Source organism: Arcobacter vandammei (assembly GCF_016106035.1).
Lineage (GTDB): Bacteria > Campylobacterota > Campylobacteria > Campylobacterales > Arcobacteraceae > Aliarcobacter > Aliarcobacter vandammei.
The window spans coordinates 21408-38984 of sequence record NZ_JADKPZ010000009.1 but is presented as its reverse complement, the minus strand read 5'-3'; the positions used below and the strand labels follow the sequence as shown (position 1 = coordinate 38984).

Sequence of the window (17577 nt, the reverse complement as noted above, 5' to 3'; positions counted from 1 at the left end):
ATCATTCTCCTTTTTCTTCTATTACTTCCCAAAATCCATCTTTTCTTCCACCAACTCTTTTTAACCTATTCTCTTTTTGTAAATTTGCAATATGATGTTTTATTGTATCTGATGTTACCCCAATATTAAGCGATAAATCTTCTCTAGTCATTTTGTTATTTGAAGATAAAAACTCCAATATTCTCTCTTTTGTACTCTTTTGGGTAGTCTTTTGGGTAGTCTTTTGGGTAGTCTTTTGGGTAGTTTTATAAAATGTAGTTACTACTGCTTCCCATTCATACTCAAAAGTTGGCTTAGGCAAATCATATTCCAAACATCTGTTTATAATATTATTTGTACCTCTTCCCCAATTTTCTATAAATCCACATAGATAAAAAATTTTTGCCATTGTTGGATTAAATGGTTTTGAAGGATGTGGTTTATCAAATTTTTCTATTGGAACTTCACTACTTAAAGTAGCTCCATTGTACATTACAAGCTTATCATCAAAAACTTTGATTTGTAAATTTGAAGTATTTGTATAATCTCTATGAATTAAAGCATTTATTATGGCTTCTCTTAGAGCTTCAAAAGGATACTCAAGCTTTTCTCTTCTATGAACTCCCTCATAAGAGATATAAGCTTTTAAATATTTTAATCTTAAAATATCCATAATCTCATCAACTTGATTTATAAGATTTCCCTCTATAATATCGCTACTTTGTATCTCCGTTTCACTTAAAAATCTTCCTATTTTTGAGTGAGATTGCACAAAATATTTTTGTGGATTTTTACCAAAAAGTAAAATTGCTGCTCTTTTTAGATATTTTCCATCAAAAAGGTTTAGTTTTTTTAAAAGCTCTTCTAAATTATCTTCATTTTCAATATTTGGAACTCTATCATGTGAGAGTTTTTTAAACTTCTTTATTGTTTGCAAATCTATTTCATCTAAATTAAATCTCTCTTCTGCAATATCATCCCAAGTTTTACCATATTTTTTTAGTAAAAAATTTGTAAGATTGCTACTGCTTAGCTCTATTGTATTGCTCCCACTTCTTATATAGAATTTTCCATTATAAGATACTGGTGCATAAGTTTTTTGAACTACAACTTTTAAAAAATCTTTATTATCCCCATTCTCAATAAAAATATCTACAATAATTCCTAATCTATTGTTTATCTTATTTGGCAATATTTCTACCAACTCTTTAAGATTTTCAAGCCCCACAATATTTCCAAAATCATCAAATCCAATATATAAAACTCCACCTTCACTATTTGCAAAGGCACAGATAGTTTTTAGGTATTCATCTTTCCAGATTTGTTTAAACTCTGTAAGTTGAGATTCAATCAACAACTTTTTGTCCTCTTATTCTTTTTTTGAAATTTATTTTTGCTTTATGTTTGTGTGAATATTTTAAAGCTTTTTCTATCATTATTTTTTCATCTGTTCCAGATATTTTTGCATACTCTTTGATTATTATTTTTAAATCTTCATCTTTTGCCCAAAGTTTACAAAAATTTTGCATTCGCAAATTATTACAAAGAGGTCTAAATTTCATTCTATTTATATCTACAATTTTAAATATAAACTCTTCATTTTCCTCTTTTATCAAAATATTCCCTGGACTAAAATCCAAATGATAAATCTCATTTTCATGTAGCGAGTGTGAAAAGTGTGCAAATGCTTTGAAAATCTGCTCTTTCTTTGGAAAATTTTCATCTAAAAGAGGCTCTCGTATAGTGTAATCATAAGCAAAATGCTCACTTACAAAATAGCTTTCATCTAAAGTTGAATTTTCATAAAACTCTATATATCCTATTGGTTTTGGGGTAAAAGAGCCAATTTTTAATGCATAATCATAAGATTTTTTTGCCTTTGAATTTTTGAAAAAAGTATAAATAATTTTATTTAAAAAATTTGGAACTTTAAAAGATTTTACAACTAAATTTTCATTTAAATGATTTATTACTTTTATCTCATTTCTTGCTTTATGAATAGAGTTTGAACTATTTTGAAAATAGTTTTTTATATTTAGTAAAAAATCCTTGTAAGATGTAAAATCTTTGTTTATCTCATATTTGAACTTTGGCAAAATAAAACCTTTTTTGTATAGTAAAGTAGATTTTATCGAAATCTTGCTTTTAATTTGAATTTAACTATATTAAAAGTAAAATTGACACCATTTTTAAAGAAAGCAATATATGAAAAAAATACTAGAAATTTGTTTATCACCTGATTTGGGTGGGTTAGAACTATATATGAAAAATATTACAAAATATTTAAATTCACCAGCTGTAATAAATAAAGAATCAAAACTAAAAAATATATTTGATAGCGAGAAAATAGAATACTTTGAACTTTCAAAATTTGGTTTTTTTAAACTTGCAAAAATTATAGATAAAGAACAAATCGATATTATACATCTTCACTGGACAAAAGATATTCCAACTGTTGTTTTAGCAAAAATACTTTCAAAAAGAAAACCAAAAATTGTTCAAACAAGACATATGCATATGACAAGATTTAAAAGTGATTTTTATCACAAATTTTTATATAAAAATATTGATATGATAATAGCTGTTACAAATCTTGTAAAAGAACAACTTGAAAAATTTATACCAAAAGATATACGACCTAAGATAGAAATTTCGTATATTGGGGCGAATACACCAAAATTTTTATCAAATGAAGAAAAAAACAGTTTAAAAGAATCACTAAATATAAAAGATGAATTTATAGTTTGCATTGTTGGCAGAGTTGAAGAAGCGAAAGGACAACATATTGTACTTGAAGCTGTCGAAAAATTAAGAAAAAAAAATATAAATGCAAAAGCATTAGTTATTGGACACTATATGGATGAGAGATATTTTGAAGAGCTAAAATCAAAATATTCAAATGATATTTTTACAAATTTTGTATCAAATCCAACAGATTTTATGCAAATTGCAGATTGTGTTGTACTTGCTACAAAAAAAGAAACTTTTGGGCTAGTATTAATTGAAGCTATGAAATGTGGCATTTGTGTTTTAGGAAGCAATAGCGGAGGACCACTTGAGATTATAGATGATAAAGAAACTGGGCTTTTGTTTGAAAGTATGAATAGCAATGATTTGTTTGAAAAATTAACTTTTTTAGTAAATAATAGTGAGTTTAAAAATAAATTAGCTTTAAATGGACAAAATAGAGCTAACTTATTTTTTGATAGTGAAAAGCAGTTTGAAGAAATTAAAGATATTTTAATTAGTAAATAAATCTTGGTAATATTTCTCTAAGATAGATGTTACCTTTTCTTCAGAAAATAAACTAGTTGCAACTATTTCTGCATTTCTTGAAAATCTATCTCTAATTTCTAAATCTTCTATAAGAATTTTAAGTTTATTAACATATTCATCAATATCTAAATTTATTACAAATCCACATTCTTTATATGAAATAAGTAACTCATATTGAGCATTATCCTTTTTACTAATATGAGAAATAACTGGTTTCCCATGAATCATAGCTTCTGCTATATTCATTCCAAAAGTTTCACCTTCTATTCTAAAATGAAGTAATATATCTAGTGTATTATAAAATTGATCAATATATATAGTATCTACTGTTGGAGATAAATTAATAATTTTAGGATTGTTTTTTGTTAATTTAATAAAATTTTCTGAAGCACCAATTGATATAAACCAAATATTTTTATCTAAAGTTTTTTCTAAAATATTAAATATAAATTCTCCATCATCCAAATTTGGTCTACTTATTCTACCTAAAACAATATCATCTTTTGGAATATTAAATTTTTCATGCAAAGTTTCATTTGTAATTCTTCTATTTATTGGGTTATAAAGAATTTTAGAATTATATTTTATACTCCATTTTGCTTCATCTCTTAACCATTTACTTACAAAAAAAATACTACTAAGTCTTTCTAAATAAGATATATTAGAATCTATTCCAAAAATATTAGTTTCAACAAGTTTAATAGCATTTGGAATTTCATCTATTCTTGTCGTATAAAAATCATTAAAAACGCCTCTATTAAAATGTATTACATCTGGCTTTATTTTTTCTATAATTTTAATAAATCCATCAAATCCATTACCTACAAATATTTTATCTTCTAATATTTCTGAAAAATCATTCCATCTAGCAAAAGATGTTTCATATTTTTCCTTAAATTTTATTTCATATTTTTTACAAAATAATTTAAGTGCTTTAATCCGCCAATAATTTAGAGAGTAAATATCTGAATTTACATAAATATAAAATATAAATTTTTTTGTATTTGAATTTTTTAAAAAGGTATAAATCGCCTTTTCTGTTCCTCCATATCCAAGTTGATTTAGTTGAACTAGAACTTTTATCTTATTTTCTAACATTTTGAATTTTTTCCTCTAGTTTATCTACAATACTATACCAATCAAAATTTATTTTTGCAAATTCTATACTAGAATTATATAAATTTTTTAATTTTGATTCATCTAAAATTAGCTTTTCCAACTTGATAGATAAATCTTTTTCATTTTCAATTAATGTTCCATATCGTAAATTATTAGTTACATCAATTACTGCACCAACATTAGTAGAAATAATAAAGTTGCCATAACTAAGTGCTTCTGTATAAACCAACCCAAAACTTTCATCTCTTGATGTTAAACAAAATATTTTAGATTTGTTATAATAATTATATAGTTCTTTTTTATCAGTTATATTTCCTAAAAAAACAACTTTATCTTTTAAGTGTGGATAAGCCTTATAATATTTATCTATATATTGAATAAAATCATTTTCTATTGGACCAATTAAATAAACTTTCCAATCTTTTAAATCTATCTTACTAACTGCTTCAAGTAAAAGTTCATTATTTTTTTCGTAAGTTCCTATTCTACCTACAGTAATAATTAAATTTTCTTTTAATTCATAAGGATTTGGTTTGGAGTATTTATATGCATCATTTATATTAAATCCATTTTGTAAATATAATAATTTATTCACATATTGATTATATAGTTGATTTGCTAGATTAAAGGATTGATAGGTTTCAAAAGAGATAATATCAGTATCTTTTATAGTTTTATTTAAAAAATAGTTTCTTATCTTATATTTTGGACTAACAAATGATTGCCACTTATTAAGTCCCTCAAATACTAAATCTGATTTTAAATATACAATTCCTTTAGAGTTAAGTTTTTTATATAACCAAATATAAAAATATGTATTAGTTCTATGATGATATAAATTTAAAACATCTATTCTTTTTGCATTTAAAATTAAATAAAAAACTATACTTAAGGAAATTCTACCTATCTTTAATTTTGGCAGTAAACTTAATTTTACCCCCCCATCACACTCTGATTCTAAATATGGATAATTCTTATCAATTTTATGACCAACAATTACAGATTCATAGTTAAATTTTTTGTACATTAAATATGGGATTTGACCTACATCCTTTGTCAAATGAATATTTTGAATCTTTTCAAATAGAGTTACAAATCTTTTATTCATATTTTACTAAGCCTTTTTTACATATATATTCATTTCCCTTAGAATTCATAAGTTCTAAGGTTTGTCTTGAAATCTCATCATTAAAAACTTTTTGATGATATAAATGAACAATAATAGCAGCATTTCTACAACTTTTCATTTCAATTCCACAAATTCTCATTCTTCGTTCAATATCAGTATCTTCTCCTGTAGTAGGCATTATAAAATCTTCATCAAAGCCATTAATTTTTTCTAAATCTACTTTAAAACAAGAAAAATTACAACCAACTATATGAGAATTTTTATCTCTCTTATTTTTTAATATTTTTCCAAATAAAGATTTTGGATTTATAAATATTCCAGCATCATAATGTTTTGAATCTTTATCATTTTTATATTCAAAAAATAATTTTAGATAATTTTTTCTATAATTTTCAACTGTTATATTTCTATCTCTTATTTTATTTGATATATACTCTCCTGGTTCACTTCTTCTCCCACATAAAACATTATTTTGTGAAGCTAATTTTAAATGCCATTCTATAAAATTATCATATGGAACACAATCTCCATCAATAAATATTAAATATTCATACTTTGAAGAAGATATTGCCCTATTTAATGCTTTATTTTTTCTCCAACCATCATCTTTTTGAAATAGATGTGTAATATCAAGATTTTTATATTTTTCTCTTGCAATTTGTACATAATTTCTCATCTCGCCACTTTCACAATCTTCTGATACTATTACTTCATTTGGAATCATTGTTTGCTTTGATAAAGACTCTAAAATTAAATCTAAACTATCTGTATCTTTATAAACAGATACTATTATTGTGCATTTTATATCTTTCTTCATTATTATATCACCTCCTTATACTTCTTTAAATACCACTCAATAGTTTTAACAATCCCACTATCAAAGTTCTCATCTGCTTTCCATCCAAGTTCATTTTCAAGCTTTGTTGCATCTATTGCATATCTTCTATCGTGTCCTGCTCTATCTTCTACAAAAGTGATTAGTTCTTTATAACTTTTTATATTTGGAACTAAGGCTTCAGCCTTAGCTTTTTCTTTTGCTAAGAATAAATTCTTAGTTCCTATTGGAACTTCTCTATCAAGTATTTCACAAATACTGTTTACTATTTGAAGATTTGTTCTTTCATTTCTTCCACCAATATTATACACTTCTCCACTATTTCCTGTATGGTAAACTAAATCTATACCTTTGCAGTGGTCAAGTACATATAACCAATCTCTAATATTTTTTCCATCTCCATATATTGGAATTTTATTTCCTTTTAGAGCATTTCTTATAATTGTAGGAATTAGTTTTTCATCATGTTGTTTTGGTCCATAGTTATTTGAGCAGTTTGTAATAACTGTATTAAGACCATAAGTCTCTTGATAGCTTCTTACTATCATATCACTAGATGCTTTACTTGCACTATATGGAGAGTTTGGAGCATAAGGAGTAGTTTCTGTAAACAAATCAAGTGGGTCATCTGATAGAGTTCCATATACTTCATCTGTTGAGATATGATGAAAACGAGGAGTTAGAATTTGGGATTTGGGATTTGGTAAATTACTATCTCCTAAATCCTTATTTCCAAACCCTACCATTTGTTTATAAACAAATGGTTTATCCATCCAATATTTATAAGCAACATCAAGCAAAGTAAATGTTCCTTGTACATTTGTTTGTACAAATACTCCTGGGTTTTTGATTGAGTTATCTACATGGCTTTCAGCTGCAAAGTGAATTACACCTTGTATATCAAATTCAGTAAAAATATATTCTACTAATTCACGATTACAAATATCACCTTTTATAAACTTATAATTTGGATTATTTTCAACCTCTTTTAGGTTTTCTAAATCACCAGCATATGTAAGCAAATCTATATTTACAAGATTATAGTTTGGATATTTATCCAAAAAATATGGTACAAAGTTAGATCCAATAAATCCAGCACATCCAGTAACTAGTATTGTTTTATTATTGTTATTAAACATTTTTATTTCCTTATTTTCTTTCATTTAATCTTTTTAAGCAATCATCAAGCCCATCTTTCCAGTATGGTATTTCTATATTAAACTTTGATTTTATTTTTGCTTTATTTAAAAGTGAATAGTGTGGTCTTGTTGCTGGTGTTGGGTATTGATATGTTTCTATTGGATTTATTTTACAATCTATTTTTGCCATTTTCATAATCTCTTTTGCAAAATCATACCAGCTTAAAACTCCTTCGTTTGAGTAGTTATAAACTTCTACTTTTTCATTTTCTATTTGAGGAATAATATCAAGAATAGCTTTGGCAAGATCTAAGGCATAAGTTGGAGTTCCAACTTGATCAAATATTACACCTAAACTCTCTTTTTCCTTTCCTAAACGAAGCATTGTTTTTACAAAGTTATTTCCATAATATGAGTAAACCCAAGAAGTTCTTATAATTATTGAGTTTTTTGGGTTTATATTTCTTAGCTCTATTTCGCCATCAAATTTTGTTTTACCATAAACACTTTGTGGGTTTGTTTCATATTCTTCGCAATATGGCTTATAAGCTTTACCATCAAATACATAATCAGTTGAGATATGAATTAGTTTAATATTTAGTTCACTTGAAACAAGAGCTAGTTTTTTTACAGCTTTTCTATTTACTAAACTAGCATTTTCTATATCAGTTTCAGCTTTATCTACTGCTGTATATGCTGCACAATTAATTATCACATCTATACTGTTTGTTTGGCAAAACTCTCTTATACTATTTTTATCTGTAATATCAATATCAGCTCTAGTTGTAAAAAAGAATTTATAAGGATAATTAGCTGATAGCTCTTTTATTTCACTTCCAACTTGTCCATTTGAACCAGTTACTAAAACATTAAGCATAGTAATCTACTCCAAAATCAAACAAATCATTTGTATCTTTTAGTTTTGGTTGCTTTTTATCTTTTTCAGAAAGTAGTAGTTTTTCAATTTCTACTTGCCAATCTATACCTAAATCAACATCATCAAAAGCTATTCCTCTATCACACTCTGGACTATAGTAGTTATCTACTTTATATGCAAATGTTGTATGATCTTCAAGAACTACAAATCCATGTGCAAAACCTCTTGGAACTAAGAGTTGTTTTTTATTTTCTGCACTTAGTTCAACTGCTACATGTTTACCAAATGTGGGAGAGTTTTTTCGTATATCAACTGCAACATCTAAAACTCTTCCAGATATTACACGTACTAGTTTTGTTTGTGCAAATGGTGGAAGCTGATAATGTAATCCTCTTAAAACTCCATAACTAGATTTGCTTTCATTATCTTGAATAAAATTTATCTTGTAGCCTAAAAATTCTTCAAGTTTATCTTGCCTAAAAGTCTCTACAAAGTAACCACGACTATCTCCATGAACTTTTGGTTCAATAATTACTACATCAGGAATTTGTGTTCTAGTAAATTGCATTATCTTACCCTTCTTGGTTGAGATGCTCTTTTTATTAAGTATTGTCCATATTGATTTTTCTTTAGTGGTTCAGCAAGTTCTATTAATTTTTCTTTTGTTATATATCCCATTTCATAGGCTATCTCTTCAAGACAAGCAACTTTTAAACTTTGTCTTTTTTCAATAGTTTGAATATAGCTAGATGCTTCAAGTAAGCTTTCATGAGTTCCTGTATCAAGCCAAGCATAACCTCTTCCCATAAGTTCAACTTTTAATCTACTTTCTTTTAGATAGATTTCATTTAAAGTTGTAATCTCTAGTTCTCCTCTATGGCTTGGTTTTACAGTTTTTGCTTTTTTTACAACATCATTTGGATAAAAATATAATCCAACAACAGCATAGTTTGATTTTGGTTCTTTTGGTTTTTCTTCAATACTTATTACATTTCCAGTTTCATCAAACTCTGCCACTCCATATCGCTCTGGATCACTTACATAGTATCCAAAAACAGTTGCACTATTTTCTTCTTTTATATTTTTTATACTTTGAGCCAAAAGATTAGTAAATCCATGTCCATAGAAGATATTATCTCCTAAAACTAAACAAGCATCATCACCAGCTAAAAACTCTTCACCTAAAAGGAAAGCTTGTGCCAAACCATCTGGGCTTGGTTGAACTACATATTCAAACTTCATACCAAGTTCACTTCCATCTCCAAGAAGATTTATAAAGTTTGTTTGATCTTCTGGAGTTGTGATAATTAATACCTCTTTAATTCCAGCCAACATTAAAACTGATAATGGGTAATAAATCATTGGTTTATCATATATTGGAACTAATTGTTTACTCACACCTTTTGTGATTGGATACAATCTTGTACCACTTCCACCTGCTAGTATTATGCCTTTCATTTATTTTTCTCCTTTTATCTCTTTTTTTGAACTACTTACAATAAATATTCCAACAAAGAGTGCAAACATCATCATAGGAAACTGATTCTCAAATATATTTTCGACCATAGAAGCAGCAAAAAATACTGTTATAAAAATATATCTAAGAGAAGAATAAGCAAAATTCTCTATTTTTAGATTAGCTATACAGTACCACATTAGTAAATAAAGAATAAAACCTATTAATCCAACTCTTGTAAAAGTTTGTACAAATTGATTATGATACTCTCCAATAATATTTGTAAATCCTTTTAAAGCAGGTTCTGTTTGCTTATCGAAATACTCTTTAAATGTTATTTTTTCTCCACCTGCACCTGTACCAAAGAAAAAGTTATCTTCTATTATCTCAGAACCAACAATCCAAAATCCAACTCTTTGCCCAAAAGAACCTCTAAATTTACTATCGCTATCATTCTTAAGATGAGATATTTCATCCGCACCTGCATCAAATCTTACCTTGAAAACTGGGCTTATTTGATAAGCTGAATAAAATATTGCTGATACAAGTAAAAGCATTGCAAAAAATGCTTTAATCTTATTTTTAATATTTAAAAAACCTACCATAAAAATAGATACAGCAAAAGCAAAATGCCCTGTTCTTCCGCCATTTAAAAACAAATTTGAAGTAACAAATAAAAAATATACAAAATAAAAAGCCTTGATTCTCCAATTTTGTGTATCAAAAAATCTATTAAGCAATAAAAGAGAAGTAAAAGTCAAAAATGTAGAATAATCCAAATGATGCATAAAAGGAGTTGGATCCATAGGAACTCCAGCACCTACAGGTAAAATCCATAACTCAAAAAATATCCCATAAGATAATATTTCACTAATAAGCATTCCACCTAAAAAACCACTAATAACTTTTGGAATATGCTCATATTTCAAAGATGTGATTATTATAATCAAAGGTATCATTATTAACCTAAGAGGTTTTGTAGCAGTTTTTAATCCATCTTCTATTGTACCATCAGACCAAGTAATAGATAAATATGTAAAAATAATAAATATTCCTAAAGCTATTAAAACTTGATTATCTTTTATCTGTTCGAATTTTCTTTTAAAATCTCCCTCTATTAGCCAAATTAAAAGCAACAAAACAACATAAAAACTAATCATGGCTCTTGAAAGTGGAATTATAAATGCAAATGAGATAAATAAATATAGATATATTTTTTCATAATTTAAATTTTTAAAGAACATTAATTTATTCATTTCTTACCTTTTATCATAACTTTTTATTAAATACTCTGTTATTGCCAAACTAGCTTTATAGTAATTTATCAAATAATCTTCATCTTTTAAATGTAAACTATCAAGTTTTCTTACTTTATTTCCACTATTTACAATCATTGAGCCATTAAATCCATAGTGTGGGGCTATTTTGTCAAATAAATCATTCCCTATAGATAAATAGTTTTTATCTTTTAAAGTAAGATTATATAGAGTTGGGAAAATATCTTTTTGACTACCTGCAACAGTAGTATCAATATTGAGTTTCTCTTTTAGTTTTTTTGGTAAATAGAAATATATAGGAATATTTTTTGAAGTAAATATTGGATTATCTTCATATTTCATAATTCCTTCAACTGTATTATTATCAGCTGTAATTACCACTATTGTGTTATCTTTTGCATGACTATTTTTAAACTTATCTAAAAAATCCCCTATGCTATCAAGTGCATAAGCATAAGATTTAAATCTTTGTTCTGCTAAATCAAAATCACCTGTTATATGAGCTTTTAACTCTTCACTAAAAATTAAACTTTTACTCTTATAATCATTTGGAATATTATATGGTGGATGATTATTTGTACTAAGAGCTAAAATCATCTCTTTTTCTTTGCTATTTTCAAGTTTTTTTAATATATGTTCATATAAATACTCATCATATATTCCCCAAGGGTGAAAATATTCATCTTCGGTTTTTGTTTTTTCTATTGAAGAATAAATATCTTGTTTTCCCTCTAAAGATTTATATCCTTGATATTTCACAAATTTTCCTAAATCCCTCCAAGTTAAATCTCCACCATAGATAAAACTAGTATTATAATCTGCACTATTGTATAAAAATGCTGGAGAAAAATCAAAGCTGGTTTGTGCCATATTTGATTGAGAAAATGGAAAACTATTTGGTCTATATGGAATATTTAATAAAAGTGCTTCCAAACTTGCGATTGTTCCATCGCCCTCACTTATAATATTTGTAAAAAGTATATCTTCATCAAAATGTTTTTTTAGTTTACCCATAATATCAAACTTTTCACTTTGATACTTTAGTATTGGAAGCCCAAAACTTTCAACCATAATTACAAGCACATTATAATCTTCATCATCAACTTTTTTTGTTTTATATGTAATATTATTTAGAAGATTCTCTTCATCAATATCTAAAGAGTTTTTATGAATTTTAAAAGCTTCAGCAATATTATTTTCAAAACCTGTCTCTTTTATATAATCAAGTTTTTTTGATAAATAATTTTTTCTTACTCCATAAGCTGAAATAAATGCTCTAACTCCATTTTGACTCATCTTATTTATGTACTCATTTTCTGAAACATTTGGAATCATTTTTCCCAAAGGATACATTCCAAAAGTTCCACGAATTATAAAAAAGTTGAAAACTAATAAAAAAACAAAAAATATAGCTGGGATTTTTAATAAAAATAAAAAATTACTTCTAAAGCTTTTGTTTAAAATAATTCGTATAAAGAAAAATAAAAATGTAAAATATAGACAAATTACAAATAATATAAACAAAACATTATAGTTTTCCCAAAAAGTCTGCATTAATGCAAAAGTATCATCCTCAAAAAGCCCAAAAAATAAAATATTTATATGGTCTTTAAAATATGAATAAAAACCAAAATCAGCAAGTAATAATAAACTTACAAGCACAAATGATATAAACAAATAATATTTCAAAAAGGTTTGAAAAGCTTTATATAAAGACTCTTTTTTTAAATAATATAAAGTTATTAAAAGAAGTGTAGGAATTACTTGAATATATCCAATTACAGTTAAATCAATTCTAAATCCCAAAAATAACATTTTAAAAATATCAGATAAAAAATTATTTACACTATTTAATTCATTATAATAATAAAAATAAACTATACGAAAAGAACTCATCATAAATAAAAATAATATATATATTATGCTAAGTTTTTTTAAAATTACAAAAGTATTACTCTTAAAAGTTTCTATCATTTTTTCCTATCTTTTTAAGCTATCAAAATCAATCCCCAACAAACTATATGTAAAGTTATACTAAACATAACAGCAGTTGAACCTATATCTTTTGCATTTTTTGCTAGTGGATGAATCTCTTTTGTGCATAAATCAACCACATTTTCTATTGCAGAGTTTATAAGTTCAGTTATTAAAACTAAAATTCCAGTCACAAGAAGAATAAGCTTATTTGTTAAAGATGTATCCACAAAAATAATTCCAAGTATTATAAAAACAGCAAAAATAAGTTCAAGTTTAAAAGAACTCTCTGTTTTAATTGCAGTTATCAAGCCATCTAGTGCATATTTCCAATTTTTAAAAAAACTGTATTTTGGTTTATTTTGCATTTTTATCCATTTTGTTTAAAATCTCAATTAACTCTAAAAAATATTTCACATCACTTCCTAATCTTCTTTTTATTATCTCTTTTTTAGATAGCCAAACAAAAAAAGTAAGTTTTTTTGCCAATTTTTTAAGCTTAATTATAAAATCTTTATTGTTTGAAAGTTCTAAATATTTATCTACTATTTTTTCATAATTTACCCTAAACTTTTCATTTCTAACTTTTGTAAAAGATAAAATAAAAAGTAAAAAATCCCTATATTGCAATGTTTTAATATCTATGTTAGAAGCAAAACTCTCTTCAAAGTCTATAGCAAAAATTCTATTATTTTTATATGTAAAATTTCTTATTTGGCTTCCCCCATGAAAATCTCCTAAATTATGGATTTTACAAAGTTCTTCTAAAACCAAATCAACAAAAAGGTAAAACTCACTCTCTTCTATATCTTTATTTCTTAAAATACTATTTAGGCTAATTCCACTATCTTCAAGAACAAAAAATTCACTGTTTTTATAAATAACTTTTGGAACATTAATCCCTAATTTTTCAAATCTCTCAATCTTTAAACTCTCAAATTCTAAGGCTTCTATCTTTGTTTTATAAAGTGAAGGAATAAGTAATTCAAAAGGGAAAATCTTATAAAAAAATGTTTGGATTTTATTTGGTTTTGTTTCTCTTGCTCTTTTTAACCAATATTTACTATTTTCAAAATTAAAAGAAAAAATCTCTTTCTTTGAGTTTAAAAACTCTTTTTTTGCTACTTCTTCAAAAGAGTTCAATTTGACTTCTTCTTATAAATATCATCATTAAAAGCTTTAAATCTTTTATGTTGCCAAAGCCAAAAATCTGGTTTTTCAAAAATCTGTTTTGTTACAATATCATTTTGGGCTTGAGTTAATTCTTTGATTTTATCATCACTTTTAAACTCAAAAGTTTTCACATCTATTGGCTCTTTAACTTCAATAGTCCAATCTCTAAAACCATTATTTACTGTAAATATTGGAATAATTATTGCATCAAATTTTAAAGCCATTCTTGCAACTGAATCAGTAGCTTTTGCTTTTTCTCCCAAAAATTCAATATCTATTCCACTTCCTATATGCTGGTCAATCACAACTGCGATACTTTTATCTTCTTTAAAAGCCTTTATCATACCTTTTGCTGCATTTTCTTTTTCAAGCATTGTAATAAGATTTTTACTTCTTGCATCTGCATATTTTTCTTGAATATGTGGATTATCCATCTTTCTATTTACAACTGCTATTTCTCCAAACATCAAAGCAATATATGGCAAAGTTATCTCCCAACCACCATAATGAGCAGTTATATAGATAATTTTTCGATTATCTTTAAAAGCTTTTTCTATAATCTCTTTGTTTAAAATATTTGCCTTTTTAAACATATTCTCTTTTGTAATATTTTGATTTTCTATAAACTCATACATATTATAAACCAAAGATTTATAAGAGTTATAAATTATCTCCTCTTTTTTCTCATCGCTTATCCTATCTTTGTAAACTAAATCAAGATTTGCACGAGCTATATTTTTATGCTTTTTATTAAATTTATAGGCAAAAAAAGCCATAAATTGTAATATTTTTTTCATAATAAATTTTGGAGTAATTAAAAATAAAAACATAAATATGTTATATAAAAAAAGTCTAAAATAATCTTTTATTTTTCTATACATAAAAGCCCTTTTGCCATATCTATAACCTCATTTTCATCTATATTTGAAATCGAAAAATCATCTTTTTTAAGTTTAAAAGGATTTACTTCACTATCTGATTTTATAGTTTTATTTATCTTTGTAAGATAAGTATTCCTATATGCTGGAGTATTTCCAAAAAGTGTTATAGAAGGAGTATTCAAAGCCCAAGCCATATGAGTGGGACCCGTATCATTTCCTATTACTAAATCAACTTTTGAAACAAGTGCTTTTAAACTATTTAAATCAATCTTTGGTAAAACTAAAGCTTTTGAATTTTGTGAAATAAATATAGCTATCTCTTTTTCTTCTTCATTTCCCCAAGCAATTAAAAAATTCTCATCTAAACTATCTACTATTTTAGCAAACTTCTCTTTAGAGTACATTTTGCTCTTCCAACTGGCCCCAACAACCAATAAGATATTTTTCTTATCTTTTTTCAAATACTCATAAATCTTCTCATCTTCATTTTTATAAAATAAAAATGGCTCTTTAGCCAAAATTTCATCTTTTGAAATATCAAAATTCAGAGCTTGACTAAGCAAATAACAATTTCTATCTATTACATTTTCATCATAAGCTATTGATATTTTTTTTGTATAAAATAGTGTTGCGAAACCTTCTCTTGTTGAATTTTTACAAAATCCAACTCTATTTTTTCCCAAAAATCTTGCAACAAGAGCAGATTTTATAAGACCTTGTGCATCAATTACTAAATCATAATTCTCTTTTTTATACTCTTTTACTAAACTTAATTGATTAAAAATCTCTTTTTTTGACTTTTTTATAGATTTTAAATTTAGTCTTATAATATTTGAAATATCTGGATTATTTTCTAAAACAGGAGCAAAAGCACTCTCTACAAACCAATCAATTTGAATATTTGGATATTTCTTTTTAATAAACTGTAAAGCTACCATAGAGTGAATAATATCACCCATAGCAGATAGCTTAATAATAGCTATTTTATTCATCATAAAATCTCTAAAAATAGTTTTTGTGGAACTTCTAATTTTTCTATATAAGATTTAACCAAAAAAGATTTATTTGGTAAGATTAACTGCAAAATATTATCATCCAAAGTATATTCAACTTTTGGACGACTAAAATCTATATTTATTGCCAAATTTAGTGCTTGAATAAAAGCTAACCATTGCATAGTTTCAAGATTTGGTAAAAGCTCTTTATATTGTTCTAAATCTTTCTCTTTTGGCAAAGATTTTTTTGATAACTTCAAAATATGAGCAACTATAACCCTTGAAGAGTGTAAAAAATCGTAATTTAGACCATTTAAAATAAACTCAAAAGCACTATCATTTGATTTATAAAAGTTTAGTGCTGTTCCTATAGAGTGAAGCTTAGATGAAACAACCAAAAGAGTTTTATACTTATCATCTAAATTATGAAGTGGTTTTAATATATCAAAAATTTTACTAGCATTTGCTCCAACATAAGCACTTTGCTTTGGACAAATTTGAAATCTATCAAGTAAAGATCTCACACTTACATTGAAATTTGCTGGGAATTTATGGTTTTGAGTTCTTAGTAAATCTGTAAGATAGACTCCTTCTCGAACTCCTACTCCAGATGTTACAACAGTTTTTATTTTTAGTTCATCAAGAATTGTTTTAAAGATAAATGTTCCCTCTTTTATAGTATCAAATCTATCTTTTTTTACTCCTAGATTTTCTAAATCTTCAACTGTTTTTGTATTTAAAATATCTAAAAATAGTTTTTGTTCTTGTTTTACACTATATGTAAAACCATGAATTGCATCTAGTGGATATATATTTTTTTGCATAATAAGTTTTGATAAAAATCTAATACTTCCACCAATTCCTACAACTTTTGAAGGAATTTCTACACCTAAATTAAAAACCTTTTTTAAATTATCTAAAATATAAGTTTTTGCACCATCAAGATTATTTTTATTAAAATACAGCTCTTTTAACCTTACTGTTCCAATATCTAGCGAAATTGATTTTATTATTTTTCCATCTTTTACAAAGCAAAATTCTGTACTTCCACCACCAATATCAACTGTTACAAAATCATCATCATGAAGTAAATTTGAAGTGGCAACTCCACCAAAATATGCCTCTTTTTCTCCATTTATTACTTTGATATTTAATCCTAAATCAGTTCTTACTCTATTTAAAAAAACTTTAGAGTTTGGAGCATCTCTTAAAGCTGATGTTGCAACACAAAGAATTTTTCTTGATTTTAGTGCATTTGAGATATTTAAAAAAGATTTTAAAGCTTCATAAGCTCTTTGCATAGGAATTTCCTGAAGGTTTCCACCATTTTCATAGCAACCTTCAGAAATTTTTACTCTACTTTTTGTCTCATTTATTAAGGAGAAAGCAAAACGAGAAGATTTTTCTAAAACAACCATTCTCATTGAGTTTGACCCAATATCAATGATTGTTGTAATTTTTGACATC

Annotated in this window: 17 protein-coding genes; 1 reads left to right on the top strand and 16 read right to left on the bottom strand. The window is 26.0% G+C overall.

Going from position 1 to position 17577, the window contains the following annotated elements; all coding sequences use genetic code 11:
• Nucleotide 1: 1 nt before the first annotated feature.
• Nucleotides 2-1336 carry an RNA-binding domain-containing protein gene (locus tag IQC44_RS06310; RefSeq protein ID WP_198305499.1) on the bottom strand — a complete coding sequence of 445 codons (1335 nt, stop codon included), beginning with the start codon at nt 1334-1336 and terminating at the stop codon, nt 2-4.
• Complete coding sequence (locus IQC44_RS06305) at nt 1326-2075, bottom strand: lipopolysaccharide kinase InaA family protein (RefSeq protein ID WP_198305498.1); 750 nt, start codon at nt 2073-2075, stop codon at nt 1326-1328. Before IQC44_RS06305 ends, IQC44_RS06310 begins: the two co-directional genes overlap by 11 nt.
• Before the next feature lie 109 nt (nt 2076-2184).
• On the opposite strand from IQC44_RS06305, the gene IQC44_RS06300 reads away from it, so the two are divergent.
• Complete coding sequence (locus IQC44_RS06300; protein ID WP_198305497.1) at nt 2185-3234, top strand: glycosyltransferase family 4 protein; 1050 nt, start codon at nt 2185-2187, stop codon at nt 3232-3234.
• Here IQC44_RS06300 and IQC44_RS06295 read toward each other — a convergent pair.
• Genes IQC44_RS06295 through IQC44_RS06230 form a run of 14 tightly spaced genes read right to left on the bottom strand, consistent with a single transcriptional unit; the run spans nt 3220 to nt 17576 of the window.
• Nucleotides 3220-4353 (bottom strand): glycosyltransferase, encoded by a 1134-nt coding sequence (locus IQC44_RS06295; RefSeq protein WP_198305496.1) that lies wholly within the window; start codon nt 4351-4353, stop codon nt 3220-3222. The genes IQC44_RS06300 and IQC44_RS06295 overlap by 15 nt on opposite strands.
• A complete protein-coding gene (locus IQC44_RS06290) occupies nt 4340-5482 on the bottom strand; it encodes a glycosyltransferase (RefSeq protein ID WP_198305495.1) in 1143 nt (380 codons plus the stop codon). The genes IQC44_RS06295 and IQC44_RS06290 overlap by 14 nt, the downstream gene beginning before the upstream one ends.
• On the bottom strand, nt 5475-6320 hold the full coding sequence (locus IQC44_RS06285) for a glycosyltransferase (protein ID WP_198305494.1): 846 nt from the start codon (nt 6318-6320) through the stop codon (nt 5475-5477). The genes IQC44_RS06290 and IQC44_RS06285 overlap by 8 nt, the downstream gene beginning before the upstream one ends.
• A gap of 2 nt (nt 6321-6322) precedes the next feature.
• Nucleotides 6323-7477 carry a dTDP-glucose 4,6-dehydratase gene (gene rfbB / locus IQC44_RS06280; RefSeq protein ID WP_198305493.1) on the bottom strand — a complete coding sequence of 385 codons (1155 nt, stop codon included), beginning with the start codon at nt 7475-7477 and terminating at the stop codon, nt 6323-6325.
• A 10-nt stretch (nt 7478-7487) separates the two neighbouring features.
• Nucleotides 7488-8354 carry a dTDP-4-dehydrorhamnose reductase gene (rfbD, locus tag IQC44_RS06275; RefSeq protein WP_198305492.1) on the bottom strand — a complete coding sequence of 289 codons (867 nt, stop codon included), beginning with the start codon at nt 8352-8354 and terminating at the stop codon, nt 7488-7490.
• On the bottom strand, nt 8347-8922 hold the full coding sequence (gene rfbC / locus IQC44_RS06270) for a dTDP-4-dehydrorhamnose 3,5-epimerase (protein WP_198305491.1): 576 nt from the start codon (nt 8920-8922) through the stop codon (nt 8347-8349). The genes rfbD and rfbC overlap by 8 nt, the downstream gene beginning before the upstream one ends.
• A complete protein-coding gene (gene rfbA, locus IQC44_RS06265; protein WP_198305490.1) occupies nt 8922-9812 on the bottom strand; it encodes a glucose-1-phosphate thymidylyltransferase RfbA in 891 nt (296 codons plus the stop codon). Before rfbA ends, rfbC begins: the two co-directional genes overlap by 1 nt.
• Nucleotides 9813-11066 carry an O-antigen ligase family protein gene (locus IQC44_RS06260; RefSeq protein ID WP_198305489.1) on the bottom strand — a complete coding sequence of 418 codons (1254 nt, stop codon included), beginning with the start codon at nt 11064-11066 and terminating at the stop codon, nt 9813-9815.
• Nucleotides 11067-11069: 3 nt separating this feature from the next.
• Nucleotides 11070-13061, bottom strand: coding sequence for an LTA synthase family protein (locus IQC44_RS06255; RefSeq protein ID WP_198305488.1), 1992 nt, complete (start codon nt 13059-13061; stop codon nt 11070-11072).
• A gap of 14 nt (nt 13062-13075) precedes the next feature.
• A complete protein-coding gene (locus IQC44_RS06250; protein ID WP_198305487.1) occupies nt 13076-13429 on the bottom strand; it encodes a diacylglycerol kinase in 354 nt (117 codons plus the stop codon).
• Nucleotides 13419-14204, bottom strand: a complete 786-nt coding sequence (locus tag IQC44_RS06245; protein WP_198305486.1) for a BUD32 family EKC/KEOPS complex subunit — start codon at nt 14202-14204, stop codon at nt 13419-13421. The genes IQC44_RS06250 and IQC44_RS06245 overlap by 11 nt, the downstream gene beginning before the upstream one ends.
• A complete protein-coding gene (locus IQC44_RS06240) occupies nt 14201-15115 on the bottom strand; it encodes an LpxL/LpxP family acyltransferase (protein ID WP_198305485.1) in 915 nt (304 codons plus the stop codon). Before IQC44_RS06240 ends, IQC44_RS06245 begins: the two co-directional genes overlap by 4 nt.
• A complete protein-coding gene (gene waaC, locus IQC44_RS06235; protein WP_198305484.1) occupies nt 15100-16110 on the bottom strand; it encodes a lipopolysaccharide heptosyltransferase I in 1011 nt (336 codons plus the stop codon). The genes IQC44_RS06240 and waaC overlap by 16 nt, the downstream gene beginning before the upstream one ends.
• On the bottom strand, nt 16107-17576 hold the full coding sequence (locus tag IQC44_RS06230) for a Ppx/GppA phosphatase family protein (RefSeq protein ID WP_198305483.1): 1470 nt from the start codon (nt 17574-17576) through the stop codon (nt 16107-16109). Before IQC44_RS06230 ends, waaC begins: the two co-directional genes overlap by 4 nt.
• Nucleotide 17577: the final 1 nt, after the last annotated feature.